Genomic DNA, 25,558 nt, shown 5'->3' with positions numbered 1-25,558 from the left:
GCTTACATCCAGCCGTACTCGGCCATCGACAGCGGCTCCCCGTCGCCAATGATGAAATGGTCGAGTATCCGCACATCAACCAACTCCAAGGCCTCCTGAAGGCGCTTGGTCAGCATTCGGTCAGCCTGGCTGGGGTCGGTGTTACCCGACGGGTGGTTGTGGCACAGGATCAGCGCTGCGGCGTTGTGTGCCAGGGCGCGCTTGACCACCTGCCTTGGATAAACGCTGGCGCTGTCGATGGAACCGCGAAACAGCGCTTCAAACGCCAGCACCCGGTGCTTGGAATCCAGAAACAGACAGCCGAACACCTCATGAGGCTCGTGGCGCAGCATTGATTTCAGGTAATCACGCACCGCCTGCGGGTTTTCCAGCGCCGACTTCTGGCGTGAACGTTCAGCCAAATGCCGCCGGCCCATTTCCTGGGCCGCCTGCAGTTGAGCGAACTTCGCCGGCCCAAGCCCTAATTCCTTGCTGAATGTTTTTTGATCAGCCTCCAGCAACGAACGCAGGCTGCCAAATTGACTCAACAAGTGTCGCGCCAGGTCTACCGCGCTTTTGCCGGAGACACCGGTCCGTAAAAAAATCGCCAGCAGTTCGGCGTCCGAAAGACTCGCCGGGCCCAACTCCAGTAACCTCTCCCGCGGCCGCTCCGCCGCCGGCCAATCGCGAATGCTCATAGCACCTCCATGTCTGTGGGCGCCGCTGTTCCGTAGCGGTCGCTGTGATATCGTAGCCCATCTTTTTTGCGAGCGAATTCATCCCTGGGGAGGGGGTTTCGCCCTGCAGTCATCAACGAAATGAAAGGCAGACCTATGCAGCGGCTGTATCGGAAACGCATCGTTCTGGGCGTCGGCGGCGGCATTGCTGCCTACAAGAGCGCCGACCTGGTTCGCCGCCTGATCGACCAGGGTGCCGAAGTGCGCGTGGTCATGACCCGTGGCGGCAGCGAGTTCATCACCCCGCTGACCATGCAGGCCTTGTCCGGGCACCCGGTCCATCTCGACCTGCTGGACCCGGCGGCCGAAGCTGCCATGGGCCACATCGAGCTGGCCAAATGGGCCGATCTGGTGCTGATCGCCCCCGCCACCGCGGACCTGATCGCCCGCCTGGCCCAAGGCATTGCCGATGACCTGCTGACCACCCTGGTGCTGGCCACCGACGCCGTGGTCGCCGTGGCCCCGGCGATGAACCAGGCCATGTGGCGCGACCCGGCAACCCAAGCCAACCTGCAAACCCTCGAAAGCCGTGGCATCAAAGCCTTCGGCCCGGCGTCCGGCAGCCAGGCCTGCGGCGACGTCGGCATGGGCCGTATGCTCGAAGCCACCGACCTCGCCCAGTGCGCGGCGGACTGCTTCCAGCGTCAGGCCCTGACCGGCAAACACGTGTTGATTACCGCTGGCCCGACCCAGGAAAACATCGACCCGGTGCGCTACATCACCAACCACAGTTCCGGAAAAATGGGCTTTGCCCTGGCCGAAGCTGCGGTAGAAGCCGGCGCCCGCGTCACGCTGATCACCGGCCCGGTGCACCTGCCGACCCCGGATCGCGTGACCCGCATCGACGTGGTCAGTGCCCGCGACATGCTCGCCGCCTGTGAAGCCGCGATCCCCTGCGACCTGTTCATCGCCTCGGCAGCGGTCGCGGACTACCGCCCGGAAGTCGTCGCCCCACAAAAACTCAAGAAAGATCCTACGAACGGCGACGGTTTGTTGCTACAGATGGTGCGTAACCCAGACATCCTGGCCACCATCGCCACCCGTCCCGACCGTCCGTTCAGTGTCGGTTTTGCCGCCGAAACCGAACACCTGCTCGATTACGCTGCCCGCAAGTTGAAAGACAAGAACCTCGATTTGATCGTCGCCAACGACGTCGCCAACCCGAGTATTGGCTTCAACAGCGAAGAAAACGCCTGCAGCGTGATCGACCGTGAGCTCCACGCCACACTTTTCGCCCAGACCAGCAAGAGCAAGATTGCTCGCCAGCTGATCACTTTTATCGCCGACCGTCTGAACCAGGTTTAATTTACATGCACGCTTTGCAAGCCAAGATCCTCGACCCCCGCATCGGCACCGAATTCCCGTTGCCGCAGTACGCTACCCCAGGCTCCGCCGGCCTCGACCTGCGCGCCATGCTGGAAAAAGACACCGTGATCAAGCCAGGCGAAACCCTGCTGATCCCTACCGGCCTGTCGGTCTACATCGGCGATCCGGGCCTGGCGGCGCTGATCCTGCCGCGCTCCGGCCTGGGCCATAAGCACGGCATCGTGCTGGGCAACCTGGTCGGGTTGATCGACTCCGATTACCAGGGCCCGCTGATGGTTTCGTGCTGGAACCGTGGCCAGACCGATTTCAACATCGTTGTCGGCGAGCGTCTGGCGCAACTGGTTTTGGTACCCGTCGTGCAAGCGCACTTCGAAATGGTCGAAGAATTCGTCGAAACTCAGCGCGGTACCGGCGGTTTCGGCCACTCTGGCACCAATTGATCCGCTGAAATCCTCCCGTAGGAGCTGTCGAGTGAAACGAGGCTGCGATCTTTTGATTTTGCTTTTCAAGATCAAGATCAAAAGATCGCAGCCTCGTTTCACTCGACAGCTCCTACAGGGGGAGGCGGGAGCAAGCGCCTTCGCCACAAATTTCAAATTGTCATCTGCAAGGTTTAGCGCTGGAAATCAAGGCATTGACCGGCCAAGTGCTCGCTGAAACCGGGGTCATGGCCTTTTCGCACCACGAACTCTCTGTGGAAAACGCCGTCATACCCTTCAGTTTGCGCCTGTCGACAAATTCCTTGCAGGCAGGTCCAGTCACTTTCGAAATGGAGCATTCCCCCAGATGAGCAGTCCAGCCCAAGTTGCACCGAAATTCCCCGACAGCATCTTCCGCGCCTACGACATTCGCGGCACTGTCCCGGAATTCCTGAACGCTGAAACCGCTTACTGGCTCGGCCGCGCCATCGGCGCCCAGAGTCTGGCCCAGGATGAACCGAATGTTTCCGTTGGTCGTGACGGCCGACTGTCCGGCCCGGAACTGGTCGAGCAACTGATCAAGGGCTTGGCCGACGCCGGTTGCCACGTCAGCGACGTCGGCCTGGTGCCAACGCCTGCGCTGTACTACGCCGCCAACGTCCTGGCCGGCAAATCCGGTGTCATGCTGACCGGCAGCCACAACCCGTCGAATTACAACGGCTTCAAGATCGTCATCGCTGGCGATACCCTGGCCAACGAACAGATCCAGGCCCTGCACGAACGCCTCAAGACCAACAATTTGAGCAGCGGCAAGGGCAGCATCACTCAGGTCGAAATCCTCGATCGCTACAACACCGAAATCGTCCAGGACATCAAACTGGCTCGTCGCCTGAAAGTCGTGGTCGATTGCGGTAACGGCGCGGCTGGCGTGATCGCCCCGCAACTGATCGAAGCGCTGAACTGCGAAGTCATCCCGTTGTTCTGCGAGGTGGACGGCAACTTCCCGAACCACCACCCGGACCCGGGCAAGCCGGAAAACCTCGTGGACCTGATCGCCAAGGTCAAGGAAACCAATGCGGACCTGGGCCTGGCCTTCGACGGCGACGGCGACCGCGTCGGCGTGGTGACCAACACCGGCAGCATCGTCTTCCCGGACCGCTTGCTGATGCTGTTCGCCCGCGACGTACTGGCACGCAACCCCGACGCGGAGATCATCTTCGACGTCAAATGCACCCGGCGCCTGACACCGCTGATCAAGGAATACGGCGGCCGTCCGCTAATGTGGAAGACCGGTCACTCGTTGATCAAAAAGAAAATGAAACAAACCGGCGCCCTGTTGGCCGGCGAAATGAGCGGGCATATCTTCTTCAAAGAGCGCTGGTTCGGTTTCGACGACGGCATTTACAGCGCCGCGCGGCTGCTGGAGATCCTCAGCAAGGAAAAATCCACCGCGGAAGAGCTGTTTGCGACCTTCCCGAACGATATTTCTACGCCGGAAATCAATATCCATGTGACCGAAGAGAGCAAATTCAGCATCATTGATGCATTGCACGACGCGAAGTGGGGCGAAGGCGCCAATCTGACCACTATTGACGGCGTGCGAGTCGACTACGCCAAAGGCTGGGGCCTGGTGCGCGCGTCCAACACCACACCGGTGCTGGTCCTGCGTTTCGAGGCTGATGACGAGGCTGAACTGCAGCGCATCAAGGACGTTTTCAAAGTCCAGTTGAAGCGTGTTGCACCTGATCTCCAATTACCGTTTTGATCTTCTGATTCACCCGGAGCCCTGAATGACCCTCGAACGCGAAGCCGCCGCCAACACCGCCAAGGTCCTGTCCGAAGCGCTGCCTTACATCCGCCGCTATGTCGGCAAGACGCTGGTGATCAAATACGGCGGCAACGCGATGGAAAGCGAGGAGCTGAAAACCGGCTTCGCCCGCGACATCGTGCTGATGAAAGCCGTGGGCATCAACCCGGTGGTGGTTCACGGCGGCGGCCCGCAAATCGGCGACCTGCTCAAGCGTCTGTCGATCGAGAGCCACTTCATCGATGGCATGCGTGTGACTGACGCGCAGACCATGGACGTGGTGGAAATGGTCCTCGGCGGCCAGGTGAACAAGGACATCGTCAACCTGATCAACCGTCATGGCGGCAGCGCCATCGGCCTGACCGGTAAAGACGCCGAGCTGATTCGGGCGAAAAAACTCACCGTGACCCGCCAGACGCCGGAGATGACCCAACCGGAAATCATCGACATCGGCCAGGTGGGCGAAGTGGTCGGGATCAACACCGACCTGCTGAACCTGCTGGTCAAAGGCGATTTCATCCCGGTGATCGCGCCAATCGGTGTCGGCGCCAACGGCGAGTCGTACAACATCAACGCTGACTTGGTGGCCGGTAAAGTGGCCGAAGCGCTGAAAGCTGAAAAACTGATGCTGCTGACCAACATCGCCGGCCTGATGGACAAGTCGGGCAAGGTCCTGACTGGCCTGAGCACCCAGCAAGTCGACGAACTGATTGCCGATGGCACGATCTACGGCGGCATGTTGCCGAAGATCCGTTGCGCGCTGGAAGCGGTACAGGGCGGCGTGGGCAGCTCGCTGATCATTGATGGTCGGGTGCCGAATGCAATTCTGCTGGAGATCTTCACCGATACGGGTGTGGGTACGTTGATCAGCAATCGCAAGCGTCACTAAGCAACCCACACAAAAAGACCCCGCTCAGCCTGGCTGAGCGGGGTCTTTTTTTTTGCCTGCGATCCGCCTCCTGTAGGAGCTGCCGAAGGCTGCGATCTTTTGATCTTAATCTTTCAAAAGATCGCAGCCTTCGGCAGCTCCTACACGTGGATTGCGTCAGACGCCAAATTGGGCGCGGTAGGCTTCAACGGCAGGCAAATGCTGCTTGAGCTGCGGATCATCGGCCAGGAATTGCAGCACCTGCGTCAGCGAAACAATGCTGATCACCGGGATGCCGAAGTCGCGTTCCACTTCCTGGATCGCCGACAACTCGCCGTTGCCGCGCTCCTGACGGTTCAGGGCGATCAGCACGCCGGCCGCCTTGGCGCCGTCCTGGGAAGCGATGATCTGCATGACCTCACGGATGGCTGTGCCCGCAGTGATCACGTCGTCGATGATCAGCACGTCGCCGGTCAGCGGTGCGCCAACCAGGCTGCCGCCTTCGCCATGGGCCTTGGCTTCCTTGCGGTTGAAGCACCATGGCAGGTCACGGCCATGGTGCTCGGCCAATGCCACCGCAGTGGTCGCCGCCAACGGGATGCCTTTGTACGCCGGGCCAAACAGAACGTCGAAAGGAATGCCGCTCTCAACGATGGCTGCCGCGTAGAAACGACCCAGTTGCGCAAGGGCCGAACCGGTGTTGAACAGGCCAGCATTAAAGAAGTAAGGACTGGTGCGCCCGGACTTCAGGGTGAACTCACCGAAGCGCAAAACGCCGCGATCGATGGCAAAACGAATGAAATCGCGCTGATACGCTTGCATGAAAAAAACCCCAAATACCACGGATTTAGCTAATTAGGTTGACGCCGTGTATCATACACGCACGCGATTTTTGGGGCCATTTATGCGGATCATCAGTGTGAACGTCAATGGTATTCAGGCTGCAGTCGAGCGTGGTTTGCTCAGTTGGCTGCAAGCACAGAATGCCGACGTCATCTGCCTGCAGGACACCCGCGCCTCCGCCTTTGAACTGGACGATCCAGCTTTCCAACTGGATGGCTACTTCCTTTATGCCTGCGATGCCGAAGTACCCGCCCAAGGTGGCGTGGCTTTGTATTCGCGGTTGCAACCGAAGGCAGTCATCAGCGGTCTCGGCTTCGAGACGGCCGACCGCTACGGGCGCTACCTGCAAGCCGATTTCGATAAGGTCAGCATCGCGACCTTGCTGCTCCCCTCGGGGCAGAATGGCGATGAAGACTTGAACCAGAAGTTCAAGCTAATGGACGATTTCGCCCGTTATCTGGATAAACAGCGACGCAAACGTCGCGAGTACATTTATTGTGGCTCGCTGTACGTGGCGCAACAGAAGCTGGATATCAAGAACTGGCGCGACAGCCAGCAATCCCCGGGTTTCCTGGCGCCTGAACGTGCCTGGATGGACGAGATTGTCGGCAACATGGGTTATGTCGATGCCCTGCGCGAAGTCAGCCGTGAAGGCGACCAGTACAGCTGGTGGCCGGACAACGAACAGGCTGAGATGCTCAACCTGGGCTGGCGTTTCGACTACCAGTTGCTGACACCGGGCCTGCGCCGCTTTGTCCGCAGCGCACGCCTGCCACGTCAGCCACGGTTCTCGCAGCACGCACCACTGATCGTGGACTACGACTGGACGCTGACCATCTAAGCGTCGTTTCGCAGATACAAAAAAACCGACATCGCTGTCGGTTTTTTTGTGCACCTCATTCCTGCAGGAGCAAAGCTTGCTCGCGAAGAGGTCGGCACATCCAGCACATATGCTGGCTGTTAGATCGCCTTCGCGGGCAAGCCTCGCTCCTACAAGGGCTGCGGTGGTTATTGATCCGCCGCCAAGCCACGGGACGTGGTTTATTTGATCAACCGCCAGGTGAACGGATACCGATAAGGCACCCCTTCGTTGGCTTTTACACCCGCGATGATCGTCAGCACCAACCCACCGATGGCGATCAGGCCAAGCAGGAAGAACCCGATAACCACCAACATCAAAAAGAATGAGAGGGTCGCGGCAATGGCGACGGTGATCTGAAAATTCAGCGCCTCTTTACCCTGCGCATCGATGAACGGGTCATTCTCGCGCTTCATCTGCCAGAGAATCAGCGGGCCGATCAACGTACCGAACGGAATCCAGATCCCCAACAAGGCGGACAAGTGACAAAACATCGCCCACTGACGAACCTCCTGGCTCGGCGTGGGCAGTGGCAGTTGCTCATCACTCATGGCGTCCTCCTTGTGTGGAACGGTCCGATCAGTCAGCCAGTGCGGCTTTTTGCAGTTCGAAAATCTCGTTCATGCCTTTCTTGGCCAGTTCCAGCATGGCGTTCAGCTCTTCCGGCTGGAACGGTGCGCCTTCAGCGGTACCCTGGACTTCGATGAAACCGCCAGTGCTGGTCATGACGACATTCAGGTCGGTCTCGGCAGCCGAGTCTTCCGGGTAGTCGAGGTCAAGTACAGGCTCGCCCTGGTACATGCCGACCGAAACGGCCGCGATCATTTGCTTGAGCGGGTCGCCGCCTTTCAGGCCGCCGCGCTTCTTGATCACTTTCAAGGCATCGACCAGTGCAACCATGGCGCCGGTGATGGATGCGGTGCGGGTGCCGCCGTCAGCCTGGATCACGTCGCAATCAACGTACAGGGTCACGTCGCCCAGCTTGGACATGTCCAGCGAAGCACGCAGGGAACGACCGATCAGACGCTGGATTTCCAGAGTACGGCCGCCTTGCTTGCCGCGACTCGCTTCACGCTGGTTACGCTCGCCAGTGGCGCGCGGCAGCATGCCGTATTCGGCAGTCAACCAGCCTTGACCCTGACCTTTGAGGAAACGTGGCACACCGTTCTCGACGCTGACGGTGCAGATGACTTTGGTGTCACCGAACTCGACCAGTACAGATCCCTCGGCGTGTTTGGTGTAGTTGCGGGTAATGCGGATCGAGCGGAGCTGATCGGCAGCGCGACCACTTGGACGTTTCATAGGGGATACCTGTACGGAGGACGGAAAACTGCCGAGCATTATAGAGCCGCCGACCGCGCCTGGGCACGTCTAAAAAATCCGGCCGACGGTTGAAGGGCGCGAAAAGCCTTTACCCGACGGCTTGCAGCCCTTTGTCACACCGTGTGTTTGGGCGCATCCGCCCCACTGCGCTACAATCCTGCGCCTTGCTGCCAGTCGGCTTAAATTCATTGATATCGGGTCCGTGAAACCCAAGGGTTTCGCGCCGGCCTGCATTGTGAGGTACCTCCATGGTGCACAGCATGACCGCCTTCGCCCGCGTCGAAAAAGCCGGCGTCCAAGGCACCCTGAGCTGGGAACTGCGCTCGGTCAACAGCCGCTACCTGGAGCCGCACCTGCGCCTGCCGGAATCGTTTCGCGACCTCGAAGGCGCGGTCCGCGAAGCCCTGCGCCAGGGTTTGTCCCGGGGCAAACTGGAATGCACCCTGCGCTTCACCGAAGAAAGTACCGGCAAACCGCTGCAAGTCGACCGCGAGCGCGCCGCGCAACTGGTCGCCGCCGCTGAAACGATTGCTGGCCTGATCAAGAACCCCGCCGCCCTGAACCCATTGGAAGTCCTGGCCTGGCCCGGCGTGCTGGTAGGCGACGCGACTGACCCGCAAGCCTTGAACGCCGAGGCACTGGCGCTGTTCAACCAAGGCTTGAAAGAACTGAAGGCCGGCCGCGAGCGCGAAGGCGCGGAGCTGGCACGCCTGATCAACGAGCGTCTGACGTCCATTGAAGAAGACGTCGTGACCCTGCGTGAACTGGTCCCGCAGATGCTCGCCACCCAGCGCCAGAAAGTCCTCGACCGCTTTGCCGACATGAAAGCCGAGATGGACCCGCAACGCCTGGAACAGGAAATGGTCATGCTCGCTCAAAAGAGCGACGTCGCCGAAGAACTGGATCGCCTGAGCACTCACATCATCGAAGTACGCCGGGTCCTCAAATCCGGCGGCGCGGCCGGGCGGCGCCTCGACTTCCTGATGCAGGAGCTCAACCGCGAAGCCAACACACTGGGCTCCAAAGCCTTCGACCCGCGCAGCACCACAGCGGCGGTCAACCTCAAGGTGTTGATCGAGCAAATGCGCGAACAAGTGCAGAATATTGAGTAAGGCAACCCCGACATGACCCACAGCACCGGCACCCTTTACATCATTTCCGCCCCATCCGGCGCGGGCAAGAGCAGCCTGGTCAAGGCCCTGACCGACTCCGACTCGGAGATTCGCGTCTCGGTCTCCCACACCACCCGCGCCATGCGCCCCGGCGAGGTGGACGGCGTGAACTATCACTTCGTCTCCCGCGAAGCGTTTGTGAAGATGGGCGAGCATGGGGATTTCCTGGAGCGCGCCGAAGTGTTCGGCAATCTCTATGGCACCTCGCAAAGCCACCTGCAGCAGACCCTGGACGCGGGCCACGACCTGATCCTGGAAATCGACTGGCAAGGCGCCGAACAAGTGCGCAAGTTGATGCCGCAAGCCCGCTCGATCTTTATTCTGCCGCCGTCCCTGGAAGCGTTGCACCAGCGCCTGACCAATCGCGGCCAGGACAGCGACGAAATCATCGATGGCCGGATGCGTGAGGCGGTCAGCGAGATGAGCCACTACGTCGACTACGACTACCTGATCATCAACGACGATTTCTCCCACGCACTGCACGATCTGAAGGCGATTTTCCGTGCCAATCAGTTGCATCAGAAGCGCCAGCAGCAACGTAACGGAAAACTTTTGGCCGAATTGCTCGGCTAAACAGCTCTTCCCAAAACCGCTGCAAGGGCTTTACATTGGCACTTGCAGCGCGTTGAAGGGCTTGGTCAAAAAATCAGCGCTTCCCTAATCGCTGGTGATTTTTTAAACTGTTGAGTCCGCTCGCCCAACCGGGCAGCGCGCATATTGCATTCGCTCCGAGGAATACCATGGCCCGCGTAACCGTTGAAGACTGCCTGAACCACGTGGAAAACCGTTTTGAGCTGGTCATGCTGTCCACCAAACGTGCCCGTCAACTGGCCACCGGCGGCAAAGAGCCACTGGTTCAGTGGGAAAACGACAAGCCTACCGTTGTAGCGCTGCGTGAAATCGCTGAAGGCCTGATGAGCTATGAGTTCATCGCCAATGCTGAAATCGTTGAAGACGAACCGCTGTTCGCAGCGTTCGAGGACGAGTCCAACGAGGCCGTCTAAGCCTATGCCTGGTCGACGTAGCACGGCGCGGGATCACAGCGAACGGCAGGAGTCATCATGCCGAGCATAGACGCCCTCGCCGATCGCTTATCGACCTACCTCGGCAATGACCAGGTCAACCTGGTCCGCCGAGCGTATTTCTACGCCGAACAAGCCCACGACGGCCAGCGCCGCCGCAGTGGCGAGGCGTACGTCACCCATCCTCTTGCGGTGGCGAATATTCTTGCCGACATGCATATGGACCATCAGAGCCTGATGGCGGCCATGCTGCATGACGTGATCGAAGACACCGGGATTGCCAAGGAAGCGCTGCAAGCGCAGTTCGGCGAAACCGTGGCCGAACTGGTCGACGGGGTCAGCAAACTGACCCAGATGAACTTCGAAACCAAAGCCGAAGCCCAAGCCGAAAACTTCCAGAAAATGGCCATGGCCATGGCGCGCGACATTCGCGTGATCCTGGTCAAGCTCGCCGACCGCCTGCACAACATGCGCACGCTGGAAGTGCTGTCCGGTGAAAAACGCCGGCGCATCGCCAAGGAAACCCTGGAAATCTATGCGCCCATCGCCAACCGGCTGGGCATGCACGCCATCCGCATAGAGTTCGAAGACCTCGGCTTCAAGGCCATGCACCCGATGCGTTCCGCGCGTATCAACCAGGCGGTCAAGCGCGCCAGGGGCAACCGCAAGGAAATCGTCAACAAGATCGAAGAGTCCCTGAGCCACTGCCTGGCGATTGATGAAATCCAGGGCGAAGTCAGCGGCCGCCAGAAACACCTCTACGGCATCTACAAAAAGATGCGCGGCAAGCGTCGGGCCTTCAACGAGATCATGGACGTCTACGCGTTCCGGATCATCGTCGACAAGGTCGATACCTGCTACCGCGCGCTGGGTGCTGTACATAATTTGTACAAACCGTTGCCGGGGCGCTTCAAGGATTACATCGCGATCCCCAAAGCCAACGGCTATCAGTCGCTGCACACCACGTTGTTCGGCATGCACGGCGTACCGATCGAGATCCAGATCCGCACCCGTGAAATGGAAGAGATGGCCAACAACGGCATCGCCGCCCATTGGCTGTACAAATCCAGCGGCGACGAGCAGCCAAAAGGCACTCATGCCCGCGCCCGCCAGTGGGTCAAAGGCGTGCTGGAAATGCAGCAACGGGCCGGCAACTCGCTGGAATTCATCGAAAGCGTGAAGATCGACCTGTTCCCGGACGAGGTCTACGTGTTCACGCCCAAAGGCCGGATCATGGAGCTGCCCAAAGGCTCCACGGCGGTCGACTTTGCCTATGCGGTGCACACCGACGTCGGCAACAGCTGCATTGCCTGCCGGATCAATCGTCGTCTCGCGCCGCTGTCCGAACCGCTGCAAAGCGGCTCCACGGTCGAGATCGTCAGCGCTCCGGGCGCACGGCCGAACCCGGCGTGGCTCAACTTCGTGGTCACCGGCAAGGCGCGGACCCACATCCGCCATGCACTGAAACTGCAACGCCGTTCCGAATCCATCAGCCTTGGCGAACGCCTGCTGAACAAGGTGCTAAACGGTTTCGACAGCACCCTGGAAAAAGTCCCGGCCGAGCGCATCAAGGCGATGCTTACCGAATATCGCCTGGAACTGATCGAAGACCTGCTCGAAGACATCGGCTTGGGCAACCGCATGGCCTACGTGGTCGCCCGCCGCCTGCTGGGCGAAGGCGAACAACTGCCGAGCGCGGAAGGCCCGCTGGCAATTCGCGGCACCGAAGGTTTAGTGCTGAGCTACGCCAAATGCTGCACGCCGATCCCGGGCGACCCGATTGTCGGGCACCTGTCTGCCGGTAAAGGCATGGTCGTGCACCTGGATAACTGCCGCAACATCAGTGAAATCCGCCACAACCCGGAAAAATGCATCCAGCTCTCGTGGGCCAAGGATGTCACCGGCGAATTCAACGTCGAGCTGCGCGTCGAACTGGAACATCAGCGCGGCTTGATCGCCCTGCTGGCCAGCAGCGTCAACGCGGCCGACGGCAATATCGAAAAAATCAGCATGGACGAGCGCGATGGTCGCATCAGCGTGGTCCAACTGGTGGTCAGCGTGCACGACCGCGTGCACCTGGCCCGCGTGATCAAGAAACTGCGTGCCTTGACCGGGGTGATCCGCATCACCCGCATGCGCGCGTAGCCCACCCATTACCAGGAGTCATTCATGACCAAGACTGTTATCACCAGCGACAAAGCCCCGGCCGCCATCGGCACTTATTCCCAGGCGATCAAGGCTGGCAACACCGTTTACATGTCGGGTCAAATTCCTCTGGACCCAAAAACCATGGAACTGGTCGAAGGCTTCGAAGCCCAGACCGTCCAGGTGTTCGAAAATCTGAAAGCCGTGGCCGAAGCTGCCGGCGGTTCGTTCAAGGACATCGTCAAACTGAACATCTTCCTCACCGACCTGAGCCACTTCGCCAAGGTCAACGAGATCATGGGCAAGTACTTTGACCAACCCTACCCTGCCCGCGCCGCCATCGGCGTAGCCGCCCTGCCAAAGGGTTCGCAGGTAGAAATGGACGCCATTCTGGTCATCGAGTAATACACCCGGCGCAGCCTTTCGGGTTGCGCCGACTTCGCTTTGAAAGGATTCCACCATGCGCCAAGCGCTTGCCCTCTCCTTGCTCGCCGTTTTCCTCGGCGGCTGCGCCAGCAATCCTGCCGACCGCGACATCAGCGGCACCTGGATCAACCAGGTGGCCATCGATGCTGCCTCCAAGGGCGGCCCCCTGCGTGAAGCGCTCCAGGCTTACGGTCCGAACCTGGAATGGGACGTCAACACCAAGGCCGGCCAGGCCCGCTACACCAACGGCTTTGAGAACGTCGAAGGCAAGCTGCTGGCTGATGAGTCCGGCGCCTGGAAAGTCGACTTCTATGGCAGCTCCGCCAGCGAGTTGCGACGTGACGGCAAGCAATTGAGCCAGGTCGCGAACGACAACGAACCGGCACAAGTCTTCGACCGCGCGCTGATCCCGGTGCCGGAAGGCGCGCCGATTGGTGCCAGTTTCGAGCGGGCGTTGTATTCCGCCTACATGGGCGGCAGCTGGACAATCGTCAACGGTCAGGGCGAAGGCAGCACCGTGCAATTCCAGGCGGATGGCCAAGTGGCCGGCCTGCCGGGTGCGGATCGTTATGCCCTGTGCCTGGCGGGCGATTGCGCGTCGATGAGCGGCGGCAACGACAACATGTGGTTGCAACAGAACGGCCAGGGCAATACCTGGATCTTTGCGCGCAAGGGTAAAGAGCTGGAAATCTTCCAGGCTGTGAACACGGCACAGGCAGACGAGATGCCTTCGTTTACGCCGGGCCAGCGGCAGTGGTTGCTCGAAAAGCAGTAACCGTTTGAAAAGATCGCAGCCATCGGCAGCGCCTACAGGTTATGTGTAAACCCGTAGGCGCTGCCGAAGGCTGCGATCTTTTGATTTTCAGCGGCCTTCAAGAATCGCCGCATACCCTTCGCGATAACTCGGATACTTCGGCACCCAGCCCAACGCCTTCGCCCGGGCATTGCTGCAACGCTTGCTGCCCGCCCGACGCACGCTCGCGTCATCGGCCCATTCGGTCACGCCCAAGTACTCACGCAACCAGCCCACCACTTCGGCCAGCGGCGCTGGCGCATCGTCGACGCCGATGTAGATGTCATCCAGCGCCACGTCTCGGTGATCCGCGTCGAGCAGATACGCCATCAACCCGGCGGCATCATCGGCATGAATGCGGTTGCCATACAGCGGCGGATCGACAGCCACGCGATAACCACGACGAACTTGAGTCAGCAGCCATTCGCGGCCCGGACCGTAAATGCCGGTCAAGCGCACGATACTCGCCGGGATGCCGCTATTCAGCGCGACTTGCTCGGCCTCTAGCATCAATCGACCGGAATACCCGCTACCGGCGATGGTCGGCGACGTCTCATCGACCCACTCACCTTCTTGTTGGCCGTACACACTGCTGCTGGAAACGAACAATAGACGTTTAGGTACCTGGCCGTAGTCGTTCAGCCACTCAAGCACGTACTGCAAGCCCTGAACATAAGCGGCACGGTACCCGGCCTCATCGTGATCGGTCGCCGCCGCGCAATACACCAGGTAATCCACCGCGCCGATTGGCCAAGTCTCTGGACACTCTTTATTGAACAAGTCACCGGCAACGCCAATCACCCCTTTTGGCAGGCGCGAGATGTCACGCCGCAAGCCGTGAACCTCCCACCCAAAATCCAACAATTGCGTGGCCAGACGACTGCCGACATCACCACAACCGGCAATCAAAACAGAAGGCGCGGACATCAGAAAACTCCCTCGGGAAAGGTACAGACTAGCGCCGACAAAGGACGAGCGGCTAGCAATGGGAGAAAAAAATAGAAGCCATTCCTTTTGTTAACAAGAATTAATTGCAATAATGCACGCCACTTTTGTTCTCGGCCCTACGAGGCCTGGAAGAACATTTACCGCATTTTTCTCTCAGGTCCGGCCAGCATGACACGCAATCAATTCCCCGCTTCGCCAACCAAACGACCTCGCGCCTGGAGCGCTGTGGCCGCCCTGCTGCTCAGTTTGATGCTGGCGCCAACCGCCGCGTTCGCTGATGCACAAGCGCCAGCCACTCCGGCCGCCGCGACGGCTCCGGCTACTGATCACGCTGCTCCGGTAGTTGCACCGGCCGCAACCGACCCGGCGCAGGCCGTGGACGCCAGCGCCGAAGACGCACCTGAAGTCCTCGAGCCCGACAACACCCTAGGCATGGCCCATGACCTGTCGCCATGGGGCATGTACCAGAACGCCGATATTATCGTGAAAATCGTCATGATCGGCCTGGCCATCGCCTCGATCATCACCTGGACCATCTGGATCGCCAAGGGCTTCGAGCTGATTGGCGCCAAGCGTCGTCTGCGGACCGAAATCGTCCACCTCAAGAAAGCCACCACTCTTAAAGAAGCCAGCGCCACCGCGACCAAGCAAGGCACCCTTGCCCATCTGCTGGTCCACGACGCCCTGGAAGAAATGCGCCTGTCGGCCAACAGCCGCGAGAAAGAAGGCATCAAGGAACGTGTTGCCTTCCGTCTGGAGCGCCTGGTTGCGGCCTGCGGTCGCAACATGAGCAGCGGCACCGGCGTACTCGCTACCATCGGCTCCACCGCGCCGTTCGTGGGTCTGTTCGGCACCGTGTGGGGCATCATGAACAGCTTCATCGGCATCGCCAAAACCCAGACCACCAACCTCGCCGTCGTGGCACCCGGCATCGCCGAAGCCTTGCTGGCTACCGCGCTGGGTCTGGTGGCGGCGATTCCAGCCGTTGTGATCTACAACGTCTTCGCCCGCTCCATCGCCGGTTACAAGGCACAAGTGTCCGATGCTTCGGCTGAAGTCCTGCTGCTGGTCAGCCGTGACCTCGATCACCTGCCGACCGCCGAGCGCTCTGCGCAACCCCACGTGGTCAAAGTAGGGTAATCAGCCATGGGCTTGCATTTGAAAGAAGGCGCAGACGACGATCTGGCCGAGAACCACGAAATCAACGTCACGCCGTTTATCGACGTGATGCTGGTGCTGTTGATCATCTTCATGGTGGCCGCGCCGCTGGCTACCGTGGACATCAAGGTCGACCTGCCCGCCTCCAGCGCCAAACCGGCGCCACGGCCGGAGAAACCGGTGTTCCTCAGCGTAAAAGCTGACCAACGCCTGTTCCTCGGCGAAGACGAAGTGAAAGCCGAAGCACTCGGCGCCACACTCGACGCCAGGACCAAGGGCAAGAAAGACACAACGATCTTCTTCCAGGCCGATAAAGGCGTGGACTATGGCGACCTGATGAGCGTGATGGACAACCTGCGCTCCGCCGGTTACCTGAAGGTGGGCCTGGTCGGACTCGAGACCGTCAAGAAATGATCACGACGCGCCATAAGCTGACGCGTTACAGCGGGAGCCTGGCCGTGGTGCTGGGCGTCCATGCGCTGGCCATTGCGTTGGCGGTGAACTGGACGGCACACCCGCCGATCGAGCTGCCGCCGCAGGCGATGATGGTCGAATTGGCGCCGGTTCCGGCTCCGCCACCACCCGCGCCGCCTAAGGTCATCACGCCGCCGCAACCACCGGCCCCGGTGGAAGAGCTGCCGATTCCGAAGCTGGCTGAAGTGCCGAAGGCCGAGATTACCGTGCCCAAGCAGGTGAAACCCAAGCCCAAGCCGCAACCGCCCAAGCCTGTGGAGAAAAAGCCGGAGCCGCCGAAGGAGAAACCGTCCGAGGAAAAACCGAGCGACGCACAACCGACTCAGGCACCGACCGAGAAATCCGCCCAACCGGCGCCAGGCCCGTCGCCCGCCCAGCAGGCCGCCAAGGCCAGTTGGCAAGGTACGTTGCTGGCGCACTTGGCCAAGTATAAAAAGTACCCGGCCAGCGCCCAGGCGCGGAACAAGGAAGGGCTGAACCGCCTGCGTTTCGTGGTCGATGCCGAAGGTAATGTGTTGTCGTTTGAACTGGTGAGCGGCTCTGGTAACGCTGATCTGGACCGGGCCACCCTGGAAATGATCAAACGCGCCCAACCACTGCCCAAGCCACCGGCCGACATGCTGAACAACGGCTCCATCGAAATTGTGGCTCCGTTTGTTTACTCGCTGGAAAAACGCCGACGCTAAACCAGCAAATCAAAAGATCGCAGCCTTCGGCAGCTCCTACAGGGTGTACACAATCCCATGTAGGAGCTGCCGAAGGCTGCGATCTTTTTTGCAAAGCTACCCGAAAGGTGCCTTTTACCTATCCACCAGCGGCAAACCTACATTGCCCTGTGTCACTCAGCACACTCAGTCTGATAACGTGCGTCTATCGATTGCAGCCGGTATGCTTGGCCCGCAACTTCATGGACGCTCGCTATGACTCTTACAGAATTACGCTACATCGTTACCCTCGCCCAAGAGCAGCACTTCGGCCACGCGGCCGAGCGTTGCCACGTCAGCCAGCCGACCCTGTCGGTAGGCGTGAAAAAGCTTGAAGACGAACTCGGTGTGCTGATTTTCGAGCGCAGCAAGAGCGCCGTGCGCCTGACCCCGGTCGGCGAAGGCATCGTGGCCCAGGCGCAAAAAGTCCTGGAACAGGCCCAAGGCATCCGCGAACTGGCCCAGGCCGGCAAGAACCAGCTGACCGCCCCGCTGAAAGTCGGCGCGATCTACACCGTCGGCCCGTATCTGTTTCCGCACCTGATTCCGCAACTGCACCGGGTCGCCCCGCAGATGCCGTTGTACATCGAAGAAAACTTCACCCACGTGCTGCGCGACAAACTGCGCAACGGCGAGCTCGACGCGATCATCATCGCCCTGCCGTTCAACGAAGCCGACGTGCTGACCCTGCAACTCTACGACGAGCCGTTCTACGTCCTGATGCCGGCCCAGCACCCGTGGACCCAGAAAGAAACCATCGACGCCAGCCTGCTCAACGACAAGAGCCTGCTGCTGCTCGGCGAAGGCCACTGCTTCCGCGATCAAGTCCTGGAAGCCTGCCCGACCCTGGCCAAAGGCAACGACGGCGCCAAACACACCACCGTGGAATCCAGCTCCCTGGAAACCATCCGTCACATGGTTGCTTCCGGCCTGGGCATCTCGATCCTGCCGCTCTCGGCGGTCGATAGCCATCACTACGCCCCCGGCGTGATCGCCGTGCGCCCACTGACGCCGCCCGTGCCGTTCCGCACCGTGGCCATCGCCTGGCGCGCAAGCTTCCCACGGCCGAAGGCGATTGAAATCCTCGCCGACTCCATTCGCCTGTGCTCGGTGGCCAAGCCCGCTGCGCCGGTGGTTGCGGGTTAAGTCGCTGCCATGACCGAGTTGTCGCAAGTGTCGGTGACGGCACTCAAAGGTGTCGGTGAAGCCATGGCCGAGAAATTGGCCAAGGTCGGCCTGGAGAATCTCCAGGACGTGCTGTTTCACCTGCCGTTGCGTTATCAGGACCGCACCCGCGTGGTCCCGATCGGCCATTTGCGACCCGGGCAAGACGCCGTGATCGAAGGCACCGTCAGCGGCGCCGATGTGGTCATGGGCCGTCGCCGCAGCCTCGTGGTGCGAATCCAGGACGGTACCGGCGGCCTGAGCCTGCGCTTTTACCATTTCAGCAATGCGCAGAAAGAAGGCCTCAAGCGTGGCACTCGGATTCGCTGCTACGGCGAAGCGCGGCCCGGCGCGTCGGGGCTGGAGATCTACCACCCGGAATACCGCGCCATCACCGGCGACGAACCGCCGCCCGTGGATGAAACCCTGACGCCGGTTTACCCGCTCACCGAAGGCCTGACCCAACAGCGTCTGCGCCAACTGTGCATGCAAACCCTGACCTTGCTCGGCCCCAGCAGCCTGCCCGACTGGCTCCCCACCGAACTGGCCCGGGACTATCAACTGGCGCCGCTGGCCGATGCGATCCGCTACCTGCATCACCCGCCCGCTGATGCCGACGTCGATGAACTCGCCCTCGGTCACCACTGGGCCCAACACCGCTTGGCGTTTGAAGAACTGCTGACCCATCAACTGTCCCAGCAGCGCCTGCGCGAAAGCATGCGTTCCCTGCGCGCGCCGGCGATGCCCAAAGCCACCAAGCTGCCGGCCAAGTACCTGGCTAACCTCGGCTTCACGCCGACCGGCGCCCAGCAACGGGTCGGCAACGAAATCGCCTACGACCTCAGTCAGCACGAACCGATGCTGCGGCTGATCCAGGGCGACGTTGGCGCCGGTAAAACCGTGGTCGCCGCCCTCGCCGCGTTGCAGGCGTTGGAGGCCGGCTATCAAGTCGCGCTGATGGCGCCCACCGAGATCCTTGCCGAACAGCACTTCATCACCTTCAAGCGCTGGCTCGAACCACTGGGCATCGAAGTCGCGTGGCTGGCCGGCAAGCTCAAGGGCAAGAACCGCGTGGCCGCCCTGGAGCAGATCGCCAACGGTGCACCGATGGTGGTCGGCACCCACGCGCTGTTCCAGGAAGAAGTGAAGTTCAAGAACCTGGCGCTGGCGATCATCGACGAACAGCACCGCTTCGGCGTCCAGCAGCGTCTGGCCCTGCGGCAGAAAGGCGTTGGCGGACGGATGTGCCCGCATCAACTGATCATGACCGCCACGCCGATTCCACGGACGCTGGCCATGAGCGCCTACGCCGACCTCGACACCTCGATCCTCGACGAACTGCCCCCCGGCCGAACCCCGGTCAACACTGTATTGGTCACCGATACACGCCGCGTTGAAGTGATCGAACGGGTGCGCGGTGCCTGTGCCGAAGGGCGGCAGGCGTATTGGGTGTGCACGCTGATCGAAGAGTCGGAAGAGCTGACCTGTCAGGCCGCCGAAACCACCTATGAAGACCTCACCGCCGCCCTCGGCGAGTTGAAGGTCGGGCTGATCCACGGGCGCATGAAGCCTGCCGAGAAAGCTGCGGTCATGGCCGAGTTCAAGGCTGGCAACCTGCAACTGCTGGTCGCCACCACGGTGATCGAAGTCGGCGTGGACGTGCCCAACGCCAGCCTGATGATCATCGAAAACCCCGAACGCCTCGGCCTCGCGCAACTGCACCAGTTGCGCGGTCGCGTTGGTCGAGGCAGCGCCGCCAGTCACTGCGTGCTGCTCTACCATCCGCCGCTGTCACAGATCGGCCGTCAGCGCCTGGGCATCATGCGCGAAACCAACGACGGTTTTGTCATCGCCGAAAAAGACCTCGAACTGCGCGGCCCCGGCGAAATGCTCGGCACCCGCCAGACCGGTCTGCTGCAATTCAAGGTTGCCGACCTGATGCGCGACGCCGACCTGTTGCCCGCCGTGCGCGACGCCGCCCAAGCCTTGCTGGAGCGCTGGCCGGATCACGTCAGCCCGTTGCTCGACCGCTGGCTGCGTCACGGGCAGCAATACGGCCAAGTGTGAGCACCGTCGCAGTTTCCGGACCCTGCCTTTAAACAAGCTGGTTATACTCCTGCAATTGTTTGAATACGGATACAGACCATGACTGAAGCTGCCCTCGTCCCCGAAACCCCGCACGCTCCGTCTGTTATTCGGCTGCTGCTCGCCAAACTGGGCATCGCCTACGAAGAAGTCCTCGACCATCACGGCCTGAACGCCGCGCGCAAAGTGCAGGCCGTTTTGCTGGATGACGCCGTGGGTGCGCTGATGGTGCTGTTCCCGCAGAGCCAGTTGCTGGACCTCAATCGCCTCGCCGAACTCACCGGCCGCCGACTGACGGCCGTGTCGACCGAGCGCCTGGTGAAAATGCTCGGCAAACACAACCTGAGCCTGTTGCCCGGCCTGCCGGCGCTGACCAGCTCGCCGTGCCTGTACGAAGAAAGCCTGCTGCGCGAACCGAAGTTGCTGATCAACTCGGGCGAGCCGAATGTGCTGCTGGAAATCACCAGCGAAGACTTCAAGACCATGCTGACCAAGGCCAGCGCCGCCAACTTCGGCGAAGCCCTGACCAGCATCCGCCCGAACCTCGACCGCCCGGACGATGACCGCGAGGAAATCACCCAGGCCGTCCAGGCGTTCACCGCGCGGCGCATCCAGCAACGCCTGGAAGCGACCATTGAGATTCCGCCGCTGGCCGAAACCGCGCAGAAAATCATCAAACTGCGCGTGGACCCGAACGCCACCATCGACGACATCACCGGCGTCGTCGAAACCGACCCGGCCCTGGCCGCCCAAGTGGTGAGCTGGGCGGCGTCGCCGTACTACGCCTCGCCGGGCAAGATTCGTTCGGTGGAAGACGCGATCGTCCGGGTGCTGGGCTTTGATCTGGTGATCAACCTGGCCCTGGGCCTGGCCCTCGGCAAGACCCTGAGCCTGCCCAAAGACCACCCGCAACACACCACGCCGTACTGGCAGCAATCGATCTACACCGCCGCCGTCATCGAAGGCCTGACCCGCGCCATGCCCCGCGCCCAGCGCCCGGAAGCCGGCCTGACCTACCTGGCCGGCCTGCTGCACAACTTCGGCTATCTGCTGCTGGCCCACGTCTTCCCGCCGCACTTCTCGCTGATCTGCCGCCACCTGGAGGTCAACCCGCACCTGTGCCACAGCTACGTCGAGCAACACCTGCTCGGCATCAGCCGCGAACAGATCGGCTCATGGCTGATGCGTTATTGGGACATGCCGGACGAACTCGCCACGGCGCTGCGCTTCCAGCACGATCCGAGCTATGACGGCGCGTATGCCGAGTACCCGAATCTTGTGTGCCTGGCGGTGCGTTTGCTGCGAAGCCGCGGAATTGGCTCCGGGCCGGATGAAGACATCCCGGATGCGTTGCTGGAGCGGGTGGGGCTGACTCGTGACAAAGCCAATGATGTGGTCAGCAAAGTGCTTGAAGCCGAAGTGCTGCTGCGCGAACTGGCTTCGCAGTTTAGCCAGGCCTGAAAGCTTCGCGGGCAAGCCTCGCTCCTACGGGATTATGCGGTCCCTGTAGGAGCAAGGCTTGCCCGCGATGAATACAACGGTGTCTACCTGACAGACCCCGATCGTTCCCACGCTCCGCGTGGTAACGCATCCCGTGACGCTCCGCGTCACAGCCCCAACACCGAACTCAAGCCTTAGGCTTGGCCTTCCTCGGCTTCAAATACTTGGTCAACCCCTGAAACCAGATCACCAGCGCCGGGTTGCCCTTGATCTGAATCGACTTGTCCTGAATCCCCGTCATAAACGCCAACTGCTTGTTCTTCGCCTGCATCGTGGCAAAGCCATACGCCGCATCTTTAAAAGCAATCGCAAACGCCGGCTCGGCGTACACACCGGACTTACTGGTGATGCGCTGGTTCTTCACAAAGAAATGCCGCGCCACTTTCCCGTCCAGGGTCTGTAGTTGAAACACCAATTCCTTGTCACCCAACTGCTGTTGAAACGCAGGATTAGTCCGACTGGCCTTACCCATCAACAAACCCAGCATCCACAGAAGAAAACGAAATTTCATGCGCACAGCCTCAAAAGGAAAATGAACGGCTGGCGGAGTGTAGCGGCTTCAGACGATAACGACACTATTGGCTTGTGTTTACAGAAGATGGTGCAGTTTTTGGCGCCAATGACTGCCAAGTCACGTTTCAACTGACGATACAAACGCCTCCACCGCCCAAGATCAACGATTGATAGGCAACTGAAAACGCATCCGCTGCCCGCAGAGATCCAGGTCTTCTCGGAACAGGCCGAAAGCCATCTCACAATGGCCAGCCACGTAGTGCTGCCAAACCGGGTCAACCAACGCCTCGCCTCCCAACCGCTGCGCCGCCGCCTCCCTCGTCATGGCGTTGTCTTTACCCACCATCGCCAGCGTCGCGTTGTAGAAACCATCATTGGTCATACCTGTCTGCAAATACATCAATTCGCTCAGCCGGCCATTAGTGGTGTGCAGCAGACAGGACCACTTTTTGAGTGCCGCCTCCTCACCAGCCTCAGCCTTTTGATAAAGCGTCTCGCAGTATTCTTCCTTGAACTTCACCCAACTGCGCTGCACATCAACCAACAACTTCCTGTTGCCAGGGGTCAAGCTGGCCAGCGCTTTTTTGTATTGATCGTTCAATGCCGCGTCGAGAGAATCGAAGGTTTGCTGGCTGCACACCAGCCAATCAGGTGTTTCGAAACTGTCACGATTGCAGTTGGACTGGGCGAAAACCGGAGACATGGACGCCGCCAGGACCACGCCTGCGAAATTCAGAAACACCCTCTTGCATCCGTTCATTCCACCACTCCACTGCTACGCTCAGCCACTCGCGCAGGAATCTTCGACGCCTTGCCCGCGTCGGTCATCAACGAGGCGTACTGTTTGTAAGCCTGCGCCGCCAACGCTTTATTCTTCAGGCCCCAGTAACTGTCGGCGAGGTTCAGATAGGCCACGGTGCGGGTGGGATTTCGGGCAATTACCGCGTCCAGCAATTCGACAGATTCTTCGTAATAACCAGTCTCACCGAATAGAAAACCCAAGTCGTTAGACCAGCCGGCTAACTGAGGGAAGTCGTACTTTGAAGCGATGTAGCCGTGTGGATCGCATTGGCCTGCGCTGTTGTACATCAGGAAGCTTCCCATCAACTCCGCGACGGCCTCGGTCTGCCCTTTTCGATATAGCGCCAACGCCTTGTCGAGCTGTTCCGCGACGTCCGTCATCATCAATTTTTTGTAATCGCCGGCAGCTTTAATGCGCAAGTCAGACAACTGCTCAAACATCTTGCGACCATCGAAAGACGCCAAGGACATTTCACCGATCAGGCTTTTGGGTACTTCTTGAACACTGACAAGCGAGTGATCGCAGGATTCGTTGTTGACCACTTGCAATACATGTTTCAGCTCGAACTGCCTGGAGCTTTTGTTGTAGCGAAACACCAGGTTGAAGTTATAAACGGCGTTATCTTCTTCGCTACTGGCCAGTACAAGGGCGCTCCCGGCTTCGGCAGAAGGCTGCTTGACCGACACGGTGTCACTTTGCGGATCGATGACCTTCAGCACGCCTGCCGGGTTGCTGATGATGTGGACGCTGAAGATATCGCTCATGGCCGACGAGTATTGGCTCTTGATCAACGGCAATGCCTTGGCCGTATCCAGCAAGATGTCGTTGCCGGTGCCGTGTTCAGGTGTGATCTGCAGGCGGCGGTAGTCTGCGCCGGCGTCACCGGACAGCACAGACACGTTTTGACGGGATGCGTCACCCAATAAACTGGCCTGTTGCTGTTTGATCACCGTTGGCGGATTGGCACCGGAACTTGGTTGCGCGACCTTGCCCGTACTTTGCGAAGCCGTTTCTTTCAAGGGCAGCGCGCAGCCGGAATCACACGCCAACTTCAAAAGCTCAGGCGCGTCCGTCCCCTCGAACACATAAGTTGCCGCGCCATTGCGTTGCCCGTCGCTGTACACCGGCACACTGACCGCCAGCGAAGCGGCGGCCGAAGAGGCCGGAGCTGGTTCAACAACCGTTACCACGTTTGCTTCAGCGTCCTTGCAAAGGGTATCGGCTGCCGACTCCAAGAGTGACTTCCCCGTATGCGCGCCCAACTTCGCACTGACCGGACGGCAGTCATAGCCATGCCAGTAAGGGCCCACTTGCATCGAGATATTCTGGGAAAAAATATAGAGATGGTTCAGGACGACTTCTTTGCCGTCATAACTGAAGACCACCCAACGGCGAGATTTAGCGGAAGAGTAATTCTCACTGTCCAGAATGTACTGATTGCCGGATCGATACAGCGCGTTGGTAAACATCGCGCCGGTATATTCCGCGTCGTCGAACAGTCGCTTTCCTGAGCTGGCATCTAAAACATAGCCCTCTTCATCCAGGGCCACTGAACAACTGCCGGTCGCCTTGCCGTAATACCCACAGATCGTTGCGTGGGGGAAAACCGACTCAGCAGCACTCGCGCCAAAGCTCAATAGCGCCATCAAGAACATTGAAATCTTCAAGGTAAACAGCTTCACCACTGACACCCCTTCTCGGCAGAAGACTCAGTCAACGGGTGATGATCAAACTCAAACCGTTTCTTGGTTTTGGCATTGGTGTAGGACATGCCGTAAATCAACGCACCCTGGCGCACCATGACGTATTCACCGGTGACGGCGCCGCCCACGACTTCGACCCAGGTGGTGGTGAATTGAAAAGGCCGGCCCTCGGCCATTTCTTCTTGCTCGGTACTTTTGAACACCAGCGGGATCGACTCTTTGGACGCCCCATACTTGGCCCCCGCCCCGCTCCACTTCGCGGCTTCATCACGGTAGATCCTGAACTCAAGCTTTATGTTTTTACCCTCCAGAGATTGAAAACAGTCAATTTCCGTTTCCACTTCGCTGTGAGCGAATGCGGGGAGGGCCAGCAACATCAGCATCAATAACTTTTTCAAAGACAACTCCCTTGTTTTGACTAACCCATACCCTAGCGCCCAGCCAGATCAAGGCGGCCCATAAGTAATCTTTTTTATCTCCGGGCTTTCCCCGCGAAGATCTTTCGCGGTCACGCCGTAGGCTTTGATCAACGCTTCAGATGAGCCTTTAGAGCCCTTCGCGCCAAACGACTGGTAAGAATCGCCATAGGTAAACATCTCCAATTCGCCGGCCGTTGAGTAATAGCCAAACCATTGCTTGCAAACGTCACAACCAGAATGGCCACCAATGGCGACCAGACTGCCCTTTGTCCCTTTGAGGCAACCCATCGCACTTACAAGAGTGACCACCATCGGTGTGCTTGCGCCGTCCATGGTCAATTGGGAAACCCGCTTAAGTTCGCGCTTTAG

At 59.9% G+C, this 25,558-nt stretch carries 26 protein-coding genes and 1 pseudogene; 17 read left to right on the top strand and 10 right to left on the bottom strand.

Annotated features, from left to right (window positions below; genetic code table 11):
- Nucleotides 1–2: 2 nt before the first annotated feature.
- Nucleotides 3–677: a RadC family protein gene (gene radC, locus V5E99_RS26470; RefSeq protein WP_499805258.1), complete on the bottom strand. Its 675-nt coding sequence runs from the start codon at nucleotides 675–677 to the stop codon at nucleotides 3–5.
- 120 nt (nucleotides 678–797) lie between these two features.
- Between radC and coaBC the strand changes: the two genes are divergently transcribed.
- The 4 genes from coaBC (at nucleotide 798) to argB (ending at nucleotide 5,157) form a co-directional block, all read left to right on the top strand.
- On the top strand, nucleotides 798–2,021 hold the full coding sequence (gene coaBC / locus V5E99_RS26465) for a bifunctional phosphopantothenoylcysteine decarboxylase/phosphopantothenate--cysteine ligase CoaBC (RefSeq protein ID WP_499805256.1): 1,224 nt from the start codon (nucleotides 798–800) through the stop codon (nucleotides 2,019–2,021).
- Between the two features lie 5 nt (nucleotides 2,022–2,026).
- A complete protein-coding gene (gene dut, locus V5E99_RS26460; RefSeq protein ID WP_499805255.1) occupies nucleotides 2,027–2,482 on the top strand; it encodes a dUTP diphosphatase in 456 nt (151 codons plus the stop codon).
- 346 nt (nucleotides 2,483–2,828) lie between these two features.
- Nucleotides 2,829–4,226, top strand: coding sequence for a phosphomannomutase/phosphoglucomutase (locus tag V5E99_RS26455; RefSeq protein WP_499805254.1), 1,398 nt, complete (start codon nucleotides 2,829–2,831; stop codon nucleotides 4,224–4,226).
- Between the two features lie 25 nt (nucleotides 4,227–4,251).
- On the top strand, nucleotides 4,252–5,157 hold the full coding sequence (gene argB, locus V5E99_RS26450) for an acetylglutamate kinase (RefSeq protein ID WP_499805253.1): 906 nt from the start codon (nucleotides 4,252–4,254) through the stop codon (nucleotides 5,155–5,157).
- A 156-nt stretch (nucleotides 5,158–5,313) separates the two neighbouring features.
- Here the strand turns inward: argB and pyrE are convergent, their stop codons facing one another.
- Nucleotides 5,314–5,958: an orotate phosphoribosyltransferase gene (pyrE, locus tag V5E99_RS26445; protein WP_499805251.1), complete on the bottom strand. Its 645-nt coding sequence runs from the start codon at nucleotides 5,956–5,958 to the stop codon at nucleotides 5,314–5,316.
- An 82-nt stretch (nucleotides 5,959–6,040) separates the two neighbouring features.
- Here pyrE and crc point away from each other — a divergent pair, with 82 nt between their 5' ends.
- Nucleotides 6,041–6,820, top strand: a complete 780-nt coding sequence (crc, locus tag V5E99_RS26440; protein ID WP_003176915.1) for a catabolite repression control protein Crc — start codon at nucleotides 6,041–6,043, stop codon at nucleotides 6,818–6,820.
- 200 nt (nucleotides 6,821–7,020) lie between these two features.
- Here the strand turns inward: crc and V5E99_RS26435 are convergent, their stop codons facing one another.
- On the bottom strand, nucleotides 7,021–7,389 hold the full coding sequence (locus V5E99_RS26435) for a DUF4870 domain-containing protein (RefSeq protein WP_499805249.1): 369 nt from the start codon (nucleotides 7,387–7,389) through the stop codon (nucleotides 7,021–7,023).
- Nucleotides 7,390–7,417: 28 nt separating this feature from the next.
- The gene (gene rph / locus V5E99_RS26430) at nucleotides 7,418–8,140 is read right to left on the bottom strand and encodes a ribonuclease PH (protein WP_499805248.1); all 723 of its coding nucleotides are present in this window, start codon (nucleotides 8,138–8,140) and stop codon (nucleotides 7,418–7,420) included.
- A gap of 281 nt (nucleotides 8,141–8,421) precedes the next feature.
- Between rph and V5E99_RS26425 the strand changes: the two genes are divergently transcribed.
- The 6 genes and pseudogenes from V5E99_RS26425 to V5E99_RS26400 all read left to right on the top strand — a co-directional run bounded on the left by V5E99_RS26425 (nucleotide 8,422) and on the right by V5E99_RS26400 (nucleotide 13,701).
- Nucleotides 8,422–9,273: a YicC/YloC family endoribonuclease gene (locus V5E99_RS26425; protein WP_499805246.1), complete on the top strand. Its 852-nt coding sequence runs from the start codon at nucleotides 8,422–8,424 to the stop codon at nucleotides 9,271–9,273.
- Nucleotides 9,274–9,285: 12 nt separating this feature from the next.
- Nucleotides 9,286–9,906 carry a guanylate kinase gene (gene gmk, locus V5E99_RS26420; protein ID WP_499805244.1) on the top strand — a complete coding sequence of 207 codons (621 nt, stop codon included), beginning with the start codon at nucleotides 9,286–9,288 and terminating at the stop codon, nucleotides 9,904–9,906.
- A gap of 167 nt (nucleotides 9,907–10,073) precedes the next feature.
- A pseudogene (rpoZ, locus tag V5E99_RS26415) lies at nucleotides 10,074–10,265 on the top strand (DNA-directed RNA polymerase subunit omega); the annotation flags it as partial.
- A gap of 129 nt (nucleotides 10,266–10,394) precedes the next feature.
- Nucleotides 10,395–12,500 (top strand): bifunctional GTP diphosphokinase/guanosine-3',5'-bis pyrophosphate 3'-pyrophosphohydrolase, encoded by a 2,106-nt coding sequence (gene spoT / locus V5E99_RS26410; RefSeq protein ID WP_499805243.1) that lies wholly within the window; start codon nucleotides 10,395–10,397, stop codon nucleotides 12,498–12,500.
- Nucleotides 12,501–12,524: 24 nt separating this feature from the next.
- Complete coding sequence (locus tag V5E99_RS26405; RefSeq protein WP_003229509.1) at nucleotides 12,525–12,905, top strand: RidA family protein; 381 nt, start codon at nucleotides 12,525–12,527, stop codon at nucleotides 12,903–12,905.
- Nucleotides 12,906–12,960: 55 nt separating this feature from the next.
- A complete protein-coding gene (locus V5E99_RS26400; protein ID WP_499805240.1) occupies nucleotides 12,961–13,701 on the top strand; it encodes a hypothetical protein in 741 nt (246 codons plus the stop codon).
- Between the two features lie 87 nt (nucleotides 13,702–13,788).
- Here the strand turns inward: V5E99_RS26400 and V5E99_RS26395 are convergent, their stop codons facing one another.
- Entirely contained in the window at nucleotides 13,789–14,646 is an 858-nt protein-coding gene (locus V5E99_RS26395; RefSeq protein WP_499805239.1) for an SDR family oxidoreductase, read from the bottom strand.
- 189 nt (nucleotides 14,647–14,835) lie between these two features.
- Between V5E99_RS26395 and exbB the strand changes: the two genes are divergently transcribed.
- The 6 genes from exbB to V5E99_RS26365 all read left to right on the top strand — a co-directional run bounded on the left by exbB (nucleotide 14,836) and on the right by V5E99_RS26365 (nucleotide 21,713).
- The gene (exbB, locus tag V5E99_RS26390) at nucleotides 14,836–15,807 is read left to right on the top strand and encodes a tonB-system energizer ExbB (RefSeq protein WP_499805237.1); all 972 of its coding nucleotides are present in this window, start codon (nucleotides 14,836–14,838) and stop codon (nucleotides 15,805–15,807) included.
- Nucleotides 15,808–15,813: 6 nt separating this feature from the next.
- Nucleotides 15,814–16,239 (top strand): TonB system transport protein ExbD, encoded by a 426-nt coding sequence (exbD, locus tag V5E99_RS26385; RefSeq protein ID WP_475265151.1) that lies wholly within the window; start codon nucleotides 15,814–15,816, stop codon nucleotides 16,237–16,239.
- Nucleotides 16,236–16,985, top strand: coding sequence for an energy transducer TonB family protein (locus tag V5E99_RS26380; RefSeq protein ID WP_499805236.1), 750 nt, complete (start codon nucleotides 16,236–16,238; stop codon nucleotides 16,983–16,985). Before exbD ends, V5E99_RS26380 begins: the two co-directional genes overlap by 4 nt.
- Nucleotides 16,986–17,219: 234 nt before the next feature.
- Complete coding sequence (locus V5E99_RS26375) at nucleotides 17,220–18,149, top strand: hydrogen peroxide-inducible genes activator (protein WP_499805234.1); 930 nt, start codon at nucleotides 17,220–17,222, stop codon at nucleotides 18,147–18,149.
- A gap of 9 nt (nucleotides 18,150–18,158) precedes the next feature.
- Nucleotides 18,159–20,234, top strand: coding sequence for an ATP-dependent DNA helicase RecG (recG, locus tag V5E99_RS26370; RefSeq protein WP_499805232.1), 2,076 nt, complete (start codon nucleotides 18,159–18,161; stop codon nucleotides 20,232–20,234).
- 78 nt (nucleotides 20,235–20,312) lie between these two features.
- Nucleotides 20,313–21,713, top strand: coding sequence for an aminoacyl-tRNA deacylase and HDOD domain-containing protein (locus V5E99_RS26365; protein WP_499805231.1), 1,401 nt, complete (start codon nucleotides 20,313–20,315; stop codon nucleotides 21,711–21,713).
- 166 nt (nucleotides 21,714–21,879) lie between these two features.
- Here the strand turns inward: V5E99_RS26365 and V5E99_RS26360 are convergent, their stop codons facing one another.
- The 5 genes from V5E99_RS26360 to V5E99_RS26340 form a co-directional block, all read right to left on the bottom strand.
- Nucleotides 21,880–22,263, bottom strand: a complete 384-nt coding sequence (locus V5E99_RS26360) for a helicase (RefSeq protein WP_499805230.1) — start codon at nucleotides 22,261–22,263, stop codon at nucleotides 21,880–21,882.
- 162 nt (nucleotides 22,264–22,425) lie between these two features.
- Complete coding sequence (locus tag V5E99_RS26355; protein ID WP_499805228.1) at nucleotides 22,426–23,025, bottom strand: lysozyme inhibitor LprI family protein; 600 nt, start codon at nucleotides 23,023–23,025, stop codon at nucleotides 22,426–22,428.
- Nucleotides 23,022–24,749 (bottom strand): tetratricopeptide repeat protein, encoded by a 1,728-nt coding sequence (locus V5E99_RS26350; protein WP_499805227.1) that lies wholly within the window; start codon nucleotides 24,747–24,749, stop codon nucleotides 23,022–23,024. Before V5E99_RS26350 ends, V5E99_RS26355 begins: the two co-directional genes overlap by 4 nt.
- Nucleotides 24,746–25,168 carry a hypothetical protein gene (locus V5E99_RS26345; RefSeq protein ID WP_499805225.1) on the bottom strand — a complete coding sequence of 141 codons (423 nt, stop codon included), beginning with the start codon at nucleotides 25,166–25,168 and terminating at the stop codon, nucleotides 24,746–24,748. The genes V5E99_RS26350 and V5E99_RS26345 overlap by 4 nt, the downstream gene beginning before the upstream one ends.
- A 48-nt stretch (nucleotides 25,169–25,216) precedes the next feature.
- Nucleotides 25,217–25,558 (bottom strand): hypothetical protein (locus V5E99_RS26340; RefSeq protein WP_499805224.1); only part of this gene is annotated, 342 nt, incomplete at its 5' end.

The sequence above is a fragment of the Janthinobacterium sp. LPB2021202312-11-4 genome (genome assembly GCF_037049705.1).
Taxonomy (GTDB): domain Bacteria; phylum Pseudomonadota; class Gammaproteobacteria; order Pseudomonadales; family Pseudomonadaceae; genus Aquipseudomonas.
The sequence above is the reverse complement of the archived record's forward strand: the minus strand, read 5'-3'. Positions and strand labels throughout refer to the sequence as shown.